Here is a 16,918-nt window from a genome sequence, read left to right as displayed (position 1 = left end):
CGAACTGGCCGGTGCCGCCGGTCTGCTTCTTGTGGGTGTAGCTGTGCTCGACGCGCTTGGTGACGCGCTCGCGGAACGCCACCTGCGGCGCGCCGATGTTGGCGTCGACCTTGTAGGTGCGCTTGAGAATATCGACCTTGATGTCGAGATGGAGTTCGCCCATGCCCTTGAGGATGGTCTGGCCGGACTCCTGATCGGTAGAGACGCGGAATGACGGATCTTCCGCCGCAAGCTTCGCCAGCGCAACGCCGAGCTTTTCCTGGTCGGCCTTGGACTTCGGCTCGATCGCGATCTCGATGACCGGATCGGGAAATTCCATCTTTTCGAGAATCACCGGATGGGCCGGATCGCACAGCGTATCGCCGGTGCGCGCTTCCTTCAGGCCGGCCAGCGCGACGATATCGCCGGCATAGGCTTCCTTGATGTCCTCGCGGTTGTTCGCATGCATCAGCAGCATCCGGCCGATGCGCTCCTTCTTCTCGCGCGTCGAGTTGATCACGCCAGTGCCGCTCTGGAGAACGCCGGAATAGATGCGGCAGAAGGTAATGGTGCCGACGAACGGATCGTCCATGATTTTAAACGCTAAGAGCGCCATCGGCTCCTTGTCGTCGGCATGGCGGACGACCTCGTTGCCCCTGTCGTCGACGCCCTTGATCGCGGGCACGTCGAGCGGCGACGGCAGATAGGCGACGACAGCGTCAAGCAGCGGCTGCACGCCCTTGTTCTTGAACGCCGTGCCGCACAGCACGGGATAGAACGCGCCGGTGATGACGGCCTTGCGGATCAGCTTCTTCAGCGTAGCCTCGTCCGGCTCGGTGCCGTCGAGATAGGCAGCCATGGCGTCGTCGTCGAGTTCGACGGCGGCTTCCACCAGCTTCTCGCGATATTCTTTCGCTTTGTCGGCGAGATCAGCAGGAATCTCCTCGACATCGTACATCGAACCAAGCGAGTCCTGATTGTAGACCAGCGCCTTCATGCGGACGAGGTCGATCATGCCCTTGAAGTTGTTCTCCGATCCGATCGGGAGTTGCAGCGCCACCGGGCGCGCGCCGAGCCGATCGACGATGTCGGCCATGCACTTGTAGAAGTCGGCGCCGGTCTTATCCATCTTGTTGCAGAAGACGATGCGCGGCACCTTGTACTTGTCGCCCTGGCGCCAGACGGTTTCGGTCTGCGGTTCGACGCCCTGGTTCGAGTCGAGCACGCACACGGCGCCGTCGAGCACGCGCAAGGAGCGCTCCACCTCGATGGTGAAGTCGACGTGACCCGGGGTGTCGATGATGTTCAGCCGCTTGCCGTCCCAGAACGCGGTGGTCGCGGCGGAGGTGATGGTGATGCCACGCTCCTGCTCCTGCGCCATCCAGTCCATCGTCGCGGCACCTTCGTGCACTTCGCCGATCTTGTGGCTCTTGCCGGTGTAATAAAGGATGCGCTCGGTCGTGGTGGTCTTGCCGGCGTCGATATGCGCCATGATACCGAAATTACGGTAATCCTCGATAGCATGTTGGCGGGGCATGGAGCTGTCCTTGAATTCCTGTTGTCGCCGTTACCAGCGATAGTGCGAGAACGCGCGGTTGGCTTCCGCCATCTTGTGCACGTCTTCGCGCTTCTTGACCGCGCTGCCCCGATTGTTCGACGCGTCGAGCAGTTCGGCCGAGAGCCGCTCCGTCATCGTCTTTTCATTGCGTCCCCGCGCGGCCGTGATCAGCCAGCGGATGCCGAGCGCCTGACGCCGGGTCGAGCGGACTTCCACCGGCACCTGATAGGTAGCGCCGCCGACGCGGCGCGACCGCACTTCGATGGTCGGCATGACGTTCTCGAGCGCCTGCTCGAACACCGTGAGCGGCCCCTGCTTGGTCTTGGCCTCGATCAGATCGAGCGCGCCATAGACGATGCTTTCGGCGACCGACTTCTTCCCGGCATACATCACCGAGTTCATGAACTTCGTAATGACGATGTTTCCGAACTTCGGGTCGGGGAGCACTTCACGCTTTTCGGCAGAATGGCGACGCGACATCGTATTTGTTCCCGCTTATTTCGGACGTTTCGCGCCGTACTTCGAACGACGCTGCTTACGGTTCTTGACGCCCTGGGTGTCGAGAACGCCGCGAAGGATGTGGTAACGGACGCCGGGCAAGTCCTTGACGCGGCCGCCGCGGATCATGACCACGGAATGTTCCTGAAGGTTATGCCCTTCGCCCGGAATATAACCGATGACCTCGAAGCCGTTGGTCAAGCGCACCTTGGCGACCTTGCGCAGCGCCGAATTCGGCTTCTTCGGAGTCGTGGTGTAAACACGCGTGCACACGCCGCGCTTCTGCGGCGACTGTTGCAACGCAGGCACCTTCTTGCGCGACTTCTGTATGACGCGCGGACTTGCGATCAGCTGGTTGATCGTCGGCATCGTTCGCCTTCACCCTTATATTTACGCGAAACCCGATCGGCTCCGCAGATTCGTCCGGGCCTATCGCCCACCCGCTCGCTACGCATGAAACGATTCACGCAAAACGAAATTGCGCCAACCGTTCATCGCTGAACGGAAAGCGCTTCGACGCCACAGAGGACCGCAATCAGCGCCAGCCGGAAAAAACCGGCCAGCTCCCACCGAGGTCATGCATCCGAAATCAATCTCGAGAGAACTCGCTCAAGAGAACGACTGTCGTCCTGGCATTGCTATCATCGGCAGCGTTTGAGCAGCATTCGTCGAGGTTGGTGCCCGTCTCTATCAACCAAATCAGATAGAAAGGGTGATCCGTTCCGACGTTGGCGCAACTCACCGCCTGCCGTTAAGTGGGCGGGTTTTATCCACCACGAGTCGTCAAGTCAAGGCTAAACCGCCGTCACAGAAGCGCTTCCACCCCTTTGTCACCGGCCATTTGACGCGAATTCGCTCCCGAGGGAAATCGGCAACAGATCGTATCACCGTTCGGCCCGATACCCTTCTAAACAATGATCTTTCTTTGACATCCGGCCACCCTTCCCGTACCGCCTTCTATCGGACGGGATCGGACCGCCTCAACAATGAGACCAGTTTTGAACTGGCGCCCGGGAACCTCCGCTTTCGTTCCTGAGAAATGCCCCAGAACGACTCAGCAGGCGGCAGCAACTTCAATAGCTGAAGCGGTCAACCGCGGCGTCAGGCGAAGCCGTGATTCGCCATCCCCGAACGGCCGCGCGGGGGCGCAATGAGTCGCATTCAAATGAATTGTCGGCCGTCTTTGCGAACGCAAGGCTCCGTCTCCCAGGTCGTTGGATCACGACCGCCTGAGGCGCACGACAGTTTCGGTACCCTGCCTTCCGCTTCCGACGGAAGAATCAGAAATGAGGCTATGATTTTGATTTGACACCATTTCTTGACGCGAGCCGGCATCCATCCTCGGTCACACCCGAGGACATGCGTCGCAAACGCTGTCGACGAACACCACGGCAAATTGCCAACGCCGGGCACCATCGGTCCCTGCGTTCGCAGGAACGACGCCCCCGACCGGCCTCTTGTCGCAAAGAGACGCTACTGAGTCGCAACGGGATGCCGCTATATTGCTGCGGAGACATCCAAACGCACCAAAGCACTGCCCGTCGACACCTCAAGGGTGACGACGAACAGTGCCGTGGGTCAGGTAAAGCCGGTTACAGGTGTGTCGTATTCAAGCGGGTGCTACCTGCCGCTTGAAACGGTCGACGCCATTCGAAAGGTGCAGCCTTCGAGAGACGTGGGCTGTAACGCACAAAACCAAGGAGGAGTAGTCAGTTTCGGTAACTTCCCTCGCCCACGCAGCGGGACCAGTTCAACCGGCCTCCACAGCAAACGGCGACGTACTTAAAGCCTAGTGACCGTGAGCGTGGCCATTCTTCGCTTCACGATGAGCCAGCTCGCTCAGCAGCTTCTGAGCCAGGAGGTCCTGACCTTCCTGATCGACCGGAAACGTGTTGGCATTGCCCAGATAGCCGAGCGGCGCGCTCTTGGCGCCCAGCGTTCCCGAACCGGCATGGATCACCTTGCCGTCAGAGGTGTACGAACCGTCGATCTGCTTTCCCAGAGATTCATCGTAAAATGAGACGTGTCTCGGCATCGGTGCGCTCCATTGTTGGATTTATTTGGTGTACCGATGGACGCAGCGACCGTATAGCCAACTAGTTTACATAGCTGGCTTTTTTTATTTGGTGAACGAGCCCGGCAGCAGCCTGTCGTATTCGCGCCGGACGGCGCGATAGCACTCGCAGGATGTGCGCTCCAGAAGGCTCCGGTCCAGTATCGTGATGGTGCCGCGGCTGTATGTGAGAACTTTCAATTGCTGGAATTTCTTGAGCTCGGCGTTCACCGCCACGCGACTGACAACCAGCAACTCGGCAAGGAATTGCTGGGTGAGTCGAAGCTCATCACCGTCGACGCGATCATGGGACTTCAGCAGCCATCGCGCGCATCGCTGAAGCAGCGTATGGCTGGCGTTGCATGCGACGGACTGCATCACCTGCGCGAGAAACGCTCGCGAATAGGCGTTGAGCTTGCGCCGAAAGACAGGCAGGCGCGACTGCAGATCCTGAAAGTCGCGAAAGGAAATACGGATGCCGTCACCGGATACCTGGACGACGGCGCGATGCATCGATTGATCGTCACCCATGATGGCTCCGACGTTGATCACTCCCTCGCGCCCTGTCGTCGACGTCTCAGCCGTCTTGTCGATCTTGAGCGGTGCGATATTGGAGATGATCGCCGTCTCGGGGAAGTAGACGTAATCGAAAGCGCCGCGGGGTTCGTACAGTACGCGCCCCAGCGGAAGCTTGACGGGCTCGCACAATTTCTGAACTTCGATCCATTCCGAGTCCGGTATACTTGCCAACAGGGCGTTTTTTGGTCTCTGTGCCATGATCCCCGGTCGCGGTTCTTTCAGGAGCGCTGAACCGGCGGCCGCAGTTTCGGTCTTTGCAAGACCAAAGGCAAGCTGCGTCGGGTCGCGCTCCGACTCGTCGCGCCTGTTTGCGTCGCCAGGTCAATCAATCCGATATTGCCTCGGCTGCTTCGCCGAACCTATTCGAACACTTCTAGACATGCGTTCGGGGTGCGTTGCACCGTCTATCAATATATTTAGTAAGATATAGCGTAGACCATAAGTCAACCCGGTGCCGCCGGAGCGGCGCACGTGGCGGCACACTCTAGCGATGCGCGGCAAAACTCACCTTCTTGCTTTTGGGCGGGGCCGGCATGGACCAGGCTCGTATCCGGTCGCGAAGCCGACGGAGAGAGCCGTAGCCTCGCTGACGGGCAGCCTCCAGCGAAAACGCCAACGATTTCTCCGCTCCGACATCGACAAGCAAATCGGCCATTCGCCGTCGACCCGCCCAGAACTGGGTCATGAAGCTTCCTTCGTGCGAACAGGAATCGATCGCTACGATCCTGCCTGAGGAAAACAGTTCGTCCGTAATCTTGTCGATCAGCAACGCGCCGGGCGAGTATTTCGCGTAGTCTGGGTTGAATGCGGTCTTCCAGGTGTAAGCCGTAGCGCCGCAATACATCAGCACCTGCGCGGCGATGGCGCGCCCGTCGACGCGCAACAGCGCCACCGAGGCGTTGCCTCGCTCCGCAAGCGCAGCGACCATCTGCCGGGCGAAGGTCGCGTCCGCGGCATCGCACAGCAAGGCTGTGCCGCGTGCGCCCTTCCAGCCTGCGACTTCCAGATTCAGAAACGTCTCGAACGCCTCTGCCGTGTCCGGCGCTCCCTTGTTGACGATATCGACCACGCCGGCGGCGGAGAGCCGGTTCCAGTCCTGCCGCAGCTTCTTCCGGGTCGAACCGGACCGTTTCACGCCAAGCTCGGGAGTCGCGAAAGGCCGCGTGCTCTCGGACAATCTGAGTTGCGCCCTGCCCTGTTCCGTCAGCGCATGCACAAGCATGTCGAAGCTTTCAGCCTCGGCATCGAACGACTTCAGATCGATCACCTTTGGCAGTGAGGGGCTGTTGCGGATCGTCGACAGAAAGGCCGGAACGACGTCGCGAACGAAAGCGGGATCCACGACAGGGTTTGAGAGAAAGGCATAGTTATAGGGCAATGCCTCGAGCAAAGCTGGCCACAACCGCGAGATCCGACGGACCTGAAAGGCCCACATGCCGACCAGCTTCCTTGGCTCGGTGCCGTCATCCCACGCAAGCAGAACCCGGATGCGCGCAAAGCCGGTCTCATTCGCGACAGTCAGCGCGACAGGATTCATGAACACGTTGGGAGAGGCCCTTTGGACGAGGTCGTCCCACGGCGCCACAAGGTCCAGGGTTGGTGAACAAATGTTTACCGAAATCATCAGGGGCCTTGGGCGATCCTGCCGGGCGATCCGCGCTTCAGGCGGCATAATGTTGGTCCGGCATTGCTTTTCAGTTAAGCCGCGTCGGCCCGACCCGCTTCGAGCGTTCGATGTCCTTCAAGGTTTCTTTGCCTTTTGAGGCGCAAGGATAGCACTGCGGAACAAGGGCCTGTGTATGCGCTATACCGACATTGCGATCGTGGGCGGCGGCCTGGCCGGATCGGCCACCGCCGCGATGCTCGGCCGCGCCGGCATTGCCGCGATCATGATCGATCCGCATACGATATATCCACCCGACCTGCGCTGTGAAAAGATCGGCGGCACGCAACTGCCGCGATTGCGCAGGACAGGATTGGACCAGGAGATACTGCGATCGACCACCGTCGACGGTGAGGTCTGGGAAGCGCGGTTCGGTTTCGTTGTGGCGAAGAAGCCAAGCGATCAGCACGGCGCGATGTATGACACGCTTGTCAACGCCACACGCGCCCTGATCCCGTCCGGCGTTGAGATTCTTTACACCAAGGTCGTCGAGGTCGCGACCGGCGCCGAGCGCCAGCGCGTGGTGCTGGCGAATGGCGAGGAAATTTCCGCGCGGCTGATCGTGCTCGCGAACGGTCTCAGCATCAGCTTGCGGCACATGCTCAGCCTCCAGCGGCGCGTCATCAGCGAGTGTCATTCCGTGACGCTGGGCTTCGACGTCGCGCCGGTCGGCCGCCCGGCACTACCCTTCCCGGCCCTGACCTACTGGCCGAAGCGAACGGCCGACCGCATGGCCTATCTGACGCTGTTTCCGATCGGGGCCGTGATGCGGGCGAACATGATGGTCTATCGACCCATGGACGATATCTGGTTTCGCGAATTTCGTGAAAACCCCGAAGCGACGATGCGCGCGATGATGCCTGGCTTCGACCGGATGACCGGAGGCTTCAGGGTCAGTGGCCCGATCAAGATCCGGCCGGCGGATCTGTACGTCACGGAAAATCATCGGCAAGCCGGAGTCGTTCTCGTCGGCGACGCTTTCGCGACGTCGTGCCCGGCCGCGGGGACCGGCACCGACAAGGTGTTCACCGACGTCGAACGGCTTTGCAACGTTCATATCCCGACCTGGCTTGCGACCGAAGGCATGGGTCGCTCCAAGATCGAAATGTTCTACGACGATCCGGTGAAGGTGGAATGCGACGCATGGTCGGCCGCGAAAGCCTGGCACCTTCGCTCGCTGTCGATCGACGATGGCTTGACCTGGCGCGCACGGCGTTGGGCGCGCTTCATAGGACGGCTGGCTCAGGGCGTGATGCGGCGAGCGCACAAGCCAGACACGCCGATACCAGCACCTCAGGCGCACCCTGAATCGCACGAAGGCAAAGCCGCCTAGCGCGACTGGCTCACCTAAGTCTAGGCGATGAACCTGACGCCCAGCGTCGTTCCGTTGCGCCAGACTGCCTGGCATCGGCGCCCGGTTCTTGCATGGGGCGAGAACGTCAGTTGGAAACCGGCCGATGCCGCGCTGGTGTCGTTGAGGTCGATCTTGGCGCCCGTCGCCGACAGATCGATGACGAAGCACGGCCGTCTGGCGAAGCCGCCGTCGAGGATGATCCACGCGGATTGTCGGACCGACTTGCGGCTCTGCCGTTTTTTCTCTGCATCGATCATGCGCTCGGTTCCCGCGCTTCCGCGCGATCCTCCTTTACGTCCGCGCCTGGCGCGACTGGAGCGGATGGCAGGAATCGAACCTGCATCTTCAGTCTGGAAAACCGTTGCTCGGCCATCGAGCTGCATCCGCACAACGGAATATAACATCCCGCAAGCGCGAAACGAACAACGCTGCGATGAAACGGGCAAATTGGCTAAACTTGATATTAATTTTTCCTCTCTTCGATCGCATAATTTCGTAGGCGAAAACCCCTATTCGTCATCGCTATCGACGTGATCATGCCCGTGACCCTGGTCGTCCCAGAGCTTGCGGTAGAGGCCGTGACTTTTCATCAGTTCGGAATGGGAACCCCGCTCGACTGCCCGGCCGCCGCTGATGACGATGATCTCATCCATATCGACAACCGAGGTCAGGCGATGGGTCGAAAAGATCATGGTGCGCCCCTTGGACACCCTGAGAAGCGTGCGATTGATCGCGGCTTCAGTGGTCTGGTCGAGTGCGGATGTCGCCTCGTCGAGCAACAGTATCGAGGGATCGCGCACGATCGCGCGCGCAATCGCTATACGCTGACGCTGGCCGCCCGACAGCGTATCGCCGCGCTCCCCGACAACAGTATCGTAGCGCCGGGGCAGGCTCATGATGAAGCGATGAATCTCGGCCTTTTTCGCCGCAGCCTCGACTTCCGCGTCGCTGGCGTTTTCCTTGCCGAGACGAATGTTTTCGCGGATCGACATGTTGAAAAGCATGTTCTCCTGAAACACGATCGCCATGCTCGATCGCAGCGACTCGCGCGTCACCTTCCTTATATCGACTCCGTCGATGGTGACGCGGCCTTCATCCGGCACATAGAGGCGCAGGATCAGATTGAGCAGCGTGCTCTTGCCAGAGCCGCTCGGCCCGACGATTGCGATGCGCTTTCCGACATCGAGCCGTAGAGTGAGGTTGTCGAGGACCGGTGTCTCGGCGCTCTCGTATCGGAACGTCACGCGATCGAAGGTGATGTCATGGGTGATGCGCGGCAGGTCCGGCGCGCCGGGGCGGTCGACGCCGCGCGTCGGTTCGTCGAGCAGTTCCTGCATGTGGCGCACGGCCGCCGCGGCCTGAATAGAAACCGGAACATAGGACATCAGATGGGCGATATTGTACGAGATTTCCCAGAACGCGCTTTCGAACGTCACGAACGTTCCGATCGTGATCTGGCCGCTGGTTGCGAGATAGGCGCCGATGCCGAGGACGACGAGATGCAGCAGCAGCACGGCGATCGTGACCGACCGCTCGACCATGCTCGACAAGAACGTGGAGGATGCGATCTTCTTTCTGGTCTCCTCATTGCGGACGGTGAACCAGCCGCGGGCGCGCCGCTGCAGACTGAAGGCCTTGACCAGCGCCTGCGCGGCGATGTTCTCCTGGACCACGCCAAGGATCGCCGACTCGTTGACCTTCTGCTCGTAATTGGCCTGCACCGCCTTCGGCGTCAGGATGCGCGGACCGATCAGCGTGATCGGAAAGATCAGCAACGCGACCACCGCCAGCGGCCAGCTCAAGAACAGCATCAGAACGATGCCCGCCACCAGTTCCATCGCCGGAAGCAGCGCCGTGTTGGCGAGCGCCTTCGTCGCCCCTTCGAACGCCGAGAGATCGACAGAGAAGCGCGACAGAATTTCCCCGCGCCGGATGCGCGCGAAAAACGCTGAGGGCAGATCCTGCACGTGATTGAATAGCCGCTGACGCACCTCCGAGATGATCGATGACGACAGCCACGCGTCCCATCGTTCGTACCAGATCGAGATCAGCGAGGTGACGATGCCGGCGACTGCGAGCACCGACAGGATGCGCATCAGAACGACGAAATCCTCTTCGCCGAGCGCATCGTCGATCAGAAACTTGAGACTGAGCGGCATGATGACGTTGAACAGCGTCTCGATCAGCAGGCCGAACCCAACGAACGCCAACGCCTTCCGGTAGTTCCGGAGCGAGGGCCGGATAAACGCATAGATCGTCGCCAGCGCACCGGCGGCCTCGCGCGCGGTGTAGACAACGAGATCCTCGTCATCGTCGAGGTCGAGTTCGTCGTTCTCGTTTTCGTCATCGTCTTCGTCATCGTCGACAGCGGCATGAGGCCCCGCACCAGACTTGCTCGGCGGCGAGACCGGCACCGGCGCGATCGCGGCGTGGGAGTTCGTCGGCGGGACCCGTGCCGCATCATCGGGAGCGGGCGGAGCGTCGAGCGGCGGCACCTTGGGCACGATCGGGTTTTACCGTTGCGGACGGCCGGTCTCGCCGCCGTATGAAAACGAAGTTTTTTTGACCGAACCGAGACACTCCACGTATGAAGCCGGTGCAGATCCGGACTCGTCCGTGAGGACTTAAGCGTCCTCTACCTTGTCGAACAGGCAGTAACGCAGGCTTTCGGAATCTGCGTACCACTGCTCCGGTCCCTTGCCGGCGGCAAGGGCCGCGGCCCACAACGCGTCGGTACGGTCGTCGCGGTTCATGGCGAGATCGAACCCGTTGTTGAAAAAGATCTCCGACCATTCCCACCAGGTTCCGAGCTTCTTCACGCCGCGCAGCAGATCGTAACGGTCGATCAGGGTCGGCTTCATGTCGGAGGTGACGGAACCGAAAATCAGGCCGGTTCTGACGACGCGGTTCAGTTCGCGAACCGCCCGCAGCGTCCGGGATTCCGGAACATGGCAAAGGCTCGTTTCGTAGACGAAATCGAACTGTCCGTCCTCGAACGGCATGTCGACGATCGAACCGAGCCGGTTGAACGTCTGCAGCGCCGTCGGCGTCATGGCATGAATGGCGCGGTTGTTCTCGATGCCCCAGGCATCGATGCCGCGGGCGCGCAACGCGCCAACCAGTTCACCGCTCGCCGATCCCGCCACCAGCAGCTTGTAGTCGGTTGTCGTCCTGTTCCAGGCGATCCGGATCAGGTCGATCAGGAAGTCCGGATCGCTGAACTGCTGCCAGCACTCGCGATAAGGGCCAAGGCCGCGATAGTTCTCGAAGTAATCGCGGTTGATCCGGTCGAAGGCGCTGCCGCCCGTCCCGCCGCGAGCGCGGCGGAGTTTCATCATCTCGCTGACCACGATGTCAGTCGCCGCATCCGATGAATCCAACAGGCCGTTAAGCGTCGAATCGAACAGGTAGTCGCCGACCAGAACCAGCCCGGGATGCTCCTTCGGCTCGGGCCGATGGTTGGTCATGACGTCGCGCGCGGGAAGGCCGCCGGGAATCGCGTTGACCGACGACATCCAGCGATGGACTTTACCTTCGAGGAAATGCGCGCGAGCGTTGCCGAGCGAGGCCGGCAGCGACTTCAGCGCCGTCTCGGTCAGCTCCGTGTCGCTGAGGTTCGCGAACGCAAGCGCATCGGAGCCGGCGATCAGCCAGTTCAGCACGCCGTGACGGCCGACATTGTGCCGCGCGCCTTCGTTGTAAACGCAGCAGCCGCCGAAGGCTTCGGACATGAACCACGCGCCCGAGATCTTTTCGCCCCAGAACGGTTCGTCGAACAGCACCGACACGCGCAGGTAGTGCGCTGGCCGGTCGAAGTAAGCGACGTGCTTGACCATCGACTTGCGCAACTGCTCGCCGTCCCATCCGACGGTGGCGAGCCAGCTATGGGGCAGACACATGATGACCAGATCGAAGTCGCGGGTCTCTGGTCCCTTGCCGTTCATCATGTTGAGCTGATAACGGCCAGCCGGCGTCTTGCCGACCTTGAGGATGCGGTGATTGAACTGAATGTCCGCATCGACCTCCGACCTCAGGCAATCGATCAACTGCTCGTTGCCGTTCTGGATCGAATACAGGCCGATATAGCCGTCCACATCCATCACGAAGTTCTTGAGCGCGTTCAGTCCGTTGGTGTTGTGGCTTTCGGTGGCGATATCGGAGCGCGCCATCACCTTGAAGAAACGCCTGGCGACGGGGTCGGTGACTTCCTTGTCGAGCAGTTCCTCCGCCGTCATGAACGCCCAGGGATGCTCGTTGTCGCGTGCGCCTTCATAGTATGCGATCGGCGACATCATCTCGGCGCAACGCTTGCGGAAAGCCTCGATGGCATCGGCGGTTCGCGCGCCGTATTTGCGGCGCATGCCGGAAACGTCGTCGAGCAGTTCGCCGTCGAGTTGCACCTGTCCGGCATCCATCGGAATCGTCTGCAATCCGAAATGCTGGATCAGTTCGCGCAGCGGGTCCGGCCCCGTCATCGAGTAGTCGTAGATCTCCGCAACACCCGCCTCGTACATCGCCGGCGCGGTCTCGAACTTGCGGGTCAGCAGCTTGCCGCCCAGGCGGTCGGAAGCCTCAAAGATGGTGACGCGACACAGTTCTCCGAGCTTTTTCCTGAGGTGCCAGGCACTCATCAGCCCGCCGGGGCCGCCACCAACAATCGCGAGATCAAGCATATTCTTCTTTCGACATCCGCGCCTGGCGCTTTCGCAGCCCGGACCCGGCCTTTCTCTGGCTACCGCGGCCAGCGACGTTCAGCCATGGAGGAGGAAACGTCGGCTTCCCGTCCCTCGTTTTTATCTGCCGCCGTATTCGATTCTTGTGTTTGGTGGCCAACTTAGAAAAAGCCCTTTCCACATGAAGGGAAGATGAACAAACCAAGCCTCGCCGAAAAAAGCACGCCGGAGACCGCCCAACGCAAAAAAGGCCGGACAGCACCGGCCTTTTTCGCGTGAAATCAAGTGATTCCTACTCCGCCGGCGGGAGCGCCAGCGGTTCGGCCTCCGGAGCAGACGGCACGATCGCAGCCTGCTTCTCGCGTTCGTCGAGAATCAGCTTGTCGCGCTTGACCGCGACTTCGCGAATCTTGGCCATCGAGGCGCCGGTGCCTGCCGGGATCAGCCGGCCGACGATGACGTTTTCCTTGAGGCCCTCGAGCGGGTCCACCTTGCCGTTGACGGCGGCCTCGGTGAGTACGCGCGTGGTCTCCTGGAACGACGCCGCCGAGAAGAACGAGCGGGTCTGCAGGCTGGCCTTGGTGATACCGAGAAGGACCGGCGTTCCCGTCGCGACCTTCTTGCCTTCTTCCTTGGCCTTGGCGTTGAGCCGGTCGAACTCGATCTTGTCGATCTGCTCGCCCGAGATCATGTCGGTCTCGCCCTGATCGGTGATCTCCACCTTCTGCAGCATCTGACGGACAATCACCTCAATGTGCTTGTCGTTGATGAGCACGCCCTGCAACCGGTAGACCTCCTGGATCTCGTTGACCAGATAGGCAGCGAGTTCCTCGATGCCCTTGATCGCCAGGATGTCGTGCGGCGCCGGATTGCCCTCGACGATGAAGTCACCCTTCTCGACGATGTCGCCATCCTGCAGATGGATGTGCTTGCCCTTCGGAATGAGGTACTCGCGAGCCTCCTCTTCCTTGTCGACCGGCTCGATGGAGATGCGGCGCTTGTTCTTATAGTCGCGGCCGAAGCGGATAGTGCCGGCGATTTCCGCGATGATGGCCGCGTCCTTCGGCCTGCGGGCCTCGAACAGTTCGGCCACCCGCGGCAGACCGCCGGTGATGTCGCGGGTCTTGGCGCTCTCGGTCGAGATACGTGCAAGAATATCGCCCGGCTTCACCTTGGCGCCGACGTCGACCGACAGAATGGCGTCGACCGAGAGCATGTAGCGGGCGTCGCCGCCGCGTGCGAGCTTCAGCACCTTGCCGTCCTTGCCCTTGATCACGATGGCCGGGCGCAGATCGGCCCCGCCGCGCGTGCCGCGCCAGTCGATGACGATGCGCTTGGCGATGCCGGTGGATTCGTCGAGCGTTTCAGAGATCGACTGACCTTCGATCAGGTCTTCGAATCCGATGGTGCCTTCCACCTCGGTCAGAACCGGCCGGGTGTACGGATCCCACTCGGCGATGCGCTGGCCGCGCTTGACCTGATCGCCCTCGTCGACATGCATGCGCGCGCCGTACTGGATGCGGTGCGTCGCGCGCTCGCTGCCGTCCGCGTCAACCACCGCGACGACCATGTTGCGCACCATCGCGACCAGGTGACCTTCACCGTTTCTGGCGATCGCCCTGTTCCTGATCGTGATCTTGCCGTCGAAGTTCGACTCGATCACCGACTGCTCGTTGATCTGCGCGGCGCCGCCGATGTGGAACGTGCGCATCGTAAGCTGCGTGCCGGGCTCGCCGATCGACTGCGCCGCGATGACGCCGACCGCCTCGCCGTGATTGACCGGCGTGCCGCGGGCCAGATCGCGGCCGTAACACTTGCCGCAGATGCCGTTGACGAGCTCGCAGGTCAGCGCAGAGCGGATCTTGACCTCCTGGATGCCGGCCTTTGAGATCTGGTCGACATGGCTTTCCTCCATCAAGGTGTTGCGCTTGACCAGCACCTTGTTGCTCGCGGGATCGCGAATGTCCTCGCACGCCGTGCGGCCCAGGATACGAGATCCCAGCGACGCCACGACCGTGCCGGCGTCGATGATGGCGCGCATCTTGATGCCGAGCTTGGTGCCGCAGTCGTCCTGCGTGATGATGCAGTCCTGCGCGACGTCGACCAGACGGCGGGTCAGGTAGCCCGAATTCGCGGTCTTCAATGCGGTGTCCGCAAGTCCCTTGCGGGCGCCATGGGTCGAGTTGAAGTATTCGAGAACCGACAGCCCCTCCTTGAAGTTGGAGATGATCGGCGTCTCGATGATCTCGCCCGAGGGCTTGGCCATCAGGCCGCGCATGCCGGCGAGCTGGCGCATCTGGGCCGGCGAACCACGCGCGCCCGAATGCGCCATCATGTAGATCGAGTTGACCTGCGCCTCGACGCCCTTGGAGCTTTTCTTGACCGACGAAATCTCCTTCATCATCTCCTTGGCGATTTCTTCCGTCGCCTTGGACCAGGCGTCGACGACCTTGTTGTACTTCTCGCCATGGGTGATCAGGCCGTCGTTGTACTGCTGCTCGAAATCCTTCGCCAGGGTCCGCGTGGTATCGACGATCTTCCACTTGCCATGCGGAACAACCATGTCGTCCTTGCCGAACGAGATGCCGGCCTTGAACGCGTTGTAGAACCCTAGCGCCATGATCCGGTCGCAGAAGATCACGGTCTCCTTCTGACCGCAGTGACGATAGACCTGATCGATCACGCCGGAGATTTCGCGCTTGGTCATCAGCTTGTTGATGACGTCGAACGAGATCTTCGGCGACTTCGGCAGCACCTGACCGAGCATGACGCGGCCGGCGGTGGTCTCGATCAGACGTTTGACGGGCTCGCCGTCCTCGCCGATCACGTCCCAGCGATACTTGATCCTGGTATGGAGGTGGATGACCTTGGAGTACAGCGCGTGCTCCAGTTCGGCCATGTCTCCGAACACCTTGTCCTCACCGGGCAGACCTTCCCGCATGATCGACAGATAATAGAGGCCGAGCACGATGTCCTGGCTCGGCACGATGATCGGCTGGCCGTTCGCCGGATGCAGGATGTTGTTGGTCGACATCATCAGCACGCGCGCCTCGAGTTGCGCCTCGAGCGACAGCGGAACGTGCACGGCCATCTGGTCGCCGTCGAAGTCGGCGTTGAAGGCGGCGCAGACCAGCGGGTGAAGCTGGATCGCCTTGCCCTCGATCAGCACCGGCTCGAACGCCTGGATGCCGAGACGATGCAAGGTCGGCGCGCGGTTCAACAGCACCGGATGCTCGCGGATGACCTCGTCGAGGATATCCCAGACCTCGGGACGCTCCTTCTCGACCAGCTTCTTCGCCTGCTTCACCGTGGTGGACAGACCCTTGGCGTCGAGCCGCGAATAGATGAACGGCTTGAACAGCTCCAGCGCCATCTTCTTGGGCAGGCCGCACTGATGCAGCTTCAGTTCCGGACCGACGACGATGACGGAGCGGCCGGAATAATCGACGCGCTTGCCGAGCAGGTTCTGACGGAAGCGTCCCTGCTTGCCCTTCAGCATGTCGGCGAGCGACTTCAGCGGGCGCTTGTTGGCACCGGTGATGACGCGGCCACGGCGGCCGTTGTCGAACAGCGCGTCGACCGCTTCCTGCAACATGCGCTTTTCGTTGCGGATGATGATGTCGGGCGCGCGCAACTCCATCAGCCGCTTCAGGCGGTTGTTGCGGTTGATGACGCGGCGATACAGGTCGTTGAGGTCGGAGGTGGCGAAGCGACCGCCGTCGAGCGGCACCAGCGGCCGCAGGTCCGGCGGAATCACCGGCACCACGGTGAGGATCATCCACTCCGGCTTGTTGCCGGAGAAGCGGAAGGCCTCGACGATTTTCAGACGCTTGGCGAGCTTCTTGTGGCGGATGTCGGACTCCGTCGCCTGCATCTCGGCGCGCAGTTCCGCTTCGAGCTTTTCGAGATCAAGTCCCTTCAGCAGTTCGCGGATCGCTTCCGCGCCGATCATGGCGGTGAAGCTGTCCTGACCGTATTCGTCCTGGGCGCGGAGATATTCCTCTTCCGACAGCAACTGCCGGTCCTTGAGCGCGGTGAGGCCCGGCTCGAGGACGACGTAGTATTCAAAATAGAGGATCCGCTCGAGGTCCTTCAGCGTCATGTCGAGCAGAAGGCCGATGCGCGAGGGCAGCGATTTCAGGAACCAGATGTGGGCAACCGGCGCGGCCAGTTCGATGTGGCCCATGCGCTCGCGCCGTACGCGCGACAGCGTCACCTCCACCGAGCACTTCTCGCAGATGATGCCCTTGTACTTCATCCGCTTGTACTTGCCGCACAGGCATTCGTAGTCCTTGATCGGCCCGAAGATGCGGGCGCAGAACAGGCCATCCCGCTCCGGCTTGAAGGTACGGTAGTTGATGGTTTCCGGCTTCTTGATCTCGCCGTAGGACCACGACAGAATTTTCTCCGGCGACGCGATCGAAATCCGGATCTGGTCGAAGACCTGAGCCGGAGTCGTCGGGTTGAAAAGATTCATGATCTCTTGGTTCATGGTGTTCTCCTCGACACCGTTGGAGCGAAACTCCGCGGGTCGGTTAAACCTGGGCCTGTTCCCTCTCCC

The 16,918-nt window shown here is 61.2% G+C and carries 11 protein-coding genes and 1 tRNA gene; 1 reads left to right on the top strand and 11 read right to left on the bottom strand.

All coding sequences use genetic code 11. The features are described from left to right. The 6 genes from fusA to ACS3WB_RS13115 form a co-directional block, all read right to left on the bottom strand. Nucleotides 1-1,516, bottom strand: a 1,516-nt coding sequence (fusA, locus tag ACS3WB_RS13140; RefSeq protein WP_438275943.1) for an elongation factor G, incomplete at its 3' end; no start/stop codon positions are given. Nucleotides 1,517-1,546: 30 nt separating this feature from the next. After that, nucleotides 1,547-2,017 carry a 30S ribosomal protein S7 gene (rpsG, locus tag ACS3WB_RS13135; protein ID WP_412772998.1) on the bottom strand — a complete coding sequence of 157 codons (471 nt, stop codon included), beginning with the start codon at nt 2,015-2,017 and terminating at the stop codon, nt 1,547-1,549. Nucleotides 2,018-2,032: 15 nt separating this feature from the next. After that, nucleotides 2,033-2,404: a 30S ribosomal protein S12 gene (rpsL, locus tag ACS3WB_RS13130; RefSeq protein ID WP_009797142.1), complete on the bottom strand. Its 372-nt coding sequence runs from the start codon at nt 2,402-2,404 to the stop codon at nt 2,033-2,035. 1,420 nt (nt 2,405-3,824) lie between these two features. Continuing rightward, nucleotides 3,825-4,070, bottom strand: coding sequence for a hypothetical protein (locus tag ACS3WB_RS13125; protein ID WP_292613733.1), 246 nt, complete (start codon nt 4,068-4,070; stop codon nt 3,825-3,827). Between the two features lie 84 nt (nt 4,071-4,154). Further along, complete coding sequence (locus ACS3WB_RS13120; RefSeq protein ID WP_438275942.1) at nt 4,155-4,865, bottom strand: Crp/Fnr family transcriptional regulator; 711 nt, start codon at nt 4,863-4,865, stop codon at nt 4,155-4,157. A gap of 286 nt (nt 4,866-5,151) precedes the next feature. Further along, nucleotides 5,152-6,291, bottom strand: coding sequence for a GNAT family N-acetyltransferase (locus tag ACS3WB_RS13115; RefSeq protein ID WP_438275941.1), 1,140 nt, complete (start codon nt 6,289-6,291; stop codon nt 5,152-5,154). Between the two features lie 175 nt (nt 6,292-6,466). On the opposite strand from ACS3WB_RS13115, the gene ACS3WB_RS13110 reads away from it, so the two are divergent. Further along, nucleotides 6,467-7,663 (top strand): FAD-dependent oxidoreductase, encoded by a 1,197-nt coding sequence (locus tag ACS3WB_RS13110; protein WP_438275940.1) that lies wholly within the window; start codon nt 6,467-6,469, stop codon nt 7,661-7,663. A 20-nt stretch (nt 7,664-7,683) separates the two neighbouring features. Here the strand turns inward: ACS3WB_RS13110 and ACS3WB_RS13105 are convergent, their stop codons facing one another. From ACS3WB_RS13105 to rpoC, 5 genes are all read right to left on the bottom strand, one after another. Beyond that, on the bottom strand, nt 7,684-7,941 hold the full coding sequence (locus ACS3WB_RS13105; protein WP_438275939.1) for a PilZ domain-containing protein: 258 nt from the start codon (nt 7,939-7,941) through the stop codon (nt 7,684-7,686). A gap of 56 nt (nt 7,942-7,997) precedes the next feature. Then, nucleotides 7,998-8,071, bottom strand: a tRNA-Gly gene (locus ACS3WB_RS13100). A 122-nt stretch (nt 8,072-8,193) separates the two neighbouring features. Further along, nucleotides 8,194-10,188 carry an ABC transporter ATP-binding protein gene (locus tag ACS3WB_RS13095; protein ID WP_438275938.1) on the bottom strand — a complete coding sequence of 665 codons (1,995 nt, stop codon included), beginning with the start codon at nt 10,186-10,188 and terminating at the stop codon, nt 8,194-8,196. Nucleotides 10,189-10,308: 120 nt separating this feature from the next. Beyond that, nucleotides 10,309-12,357: an FAD-dependent oxidoreductase gene (locus ACS3WB_RS13090; RefSeq protein ID WP_438275937.1), complete on the bottom strand. Its 2,049-nt coding sequence runs from the start codon at nt 12,355-12,357 to the stop codon at nt 10,309-10,311. 292 nt (nt 12,358-12,649) lie between these two features. Continuing rightward, complete coding sequence (gene rpoC / locus ACS3WB_RS13085) at nt 12,650-16,849, bottom strand: DNA-directed RNA polymerase subunit beta' (protein ID WP_438275936.1); 4,200 nt, start codon at nt 16,847-16,849, stop codon at nt 12,650-12,652. Nucleotides 16,850-16,918: the final 69 nt, after the last annotated feature.

Origin of the sequence: Nitrobacter sp. (genome assembly GCF_051535215.1) — a bacterium.
Lineage (GTDB): Bacteria > Pseudomonadota > Alphaproteobacteria > Rhizobiales > Xanthobacteraceae > Nitrobacter.
The sequence above is the reverse complement of the archived record's forward strand: the minus strand, read 5'-3'. Positions and strand labels throughout refer to the sequence as shown.

Coding starts and splice junctions, on each gene's coding strand:
- rpsG (WP_412772998.1), bottom strand. CDS start 2,017: ATGTCGCGTCGCCATTCTGCCGAAAAGCGTGAAGTGCTCCCCGACCCG.
- rpsL (WP_009797142.1), bottom strand. CDS start 2,404: ATGCCGACGATCAACCAGCTGATCGCAAGTCCGCGCGTCATACAGAAG.
- ACS3WB_RS13115 (WP_438275941.1), bottom strand. CDS start 6,291: ATGATTTCGGTAAACATTTGTTCACCAACCCTGGACCTTGTGGCGCCG.
- ACS3WB_RS13125 (WP_292613733.1), bottom strand. CDS start 4,070: ATGCCGAGACACGTCTCATTTTACGATGAATCTCTGGGAAAGCAGATC.
- rpoC (WP_438275936.1), bottom strand. CDS start 16,849: ATGAACCAAGAGATCATGAATCTTTTCAACCCGACGACTCCGGCTCAG.
- ACS3WB_RS13090 (WP_438275937.1), bottom strand. CDS start 12,357: ATGCTTGATCTCGCGATTGTTGGTGGCGGCCCCGGCGGGCTGATGAGT.
- ACS3WB_RS13110 (WP_438275940.1), top strand. CDS start 6,467: ATGCGCTATACCGACATTGCGATCGTGGGCGGCGGCCTGGCCGGATCG.
- ACS3WB_RS13120 (WP_438275942.1), bottom strand. CDS start 4,865: ATGGCACAGAGACCAAAAAACGCCCTGTTGGCAAGTATACCGGACTCG.
- ACS3WB_RS13105 (WP_438275939.1), bottom strand. CDS start 7,941: ATGATCGATGCAGAGAAAAAACGGCAGAGCCGCAAGTCGGTCCGACAA.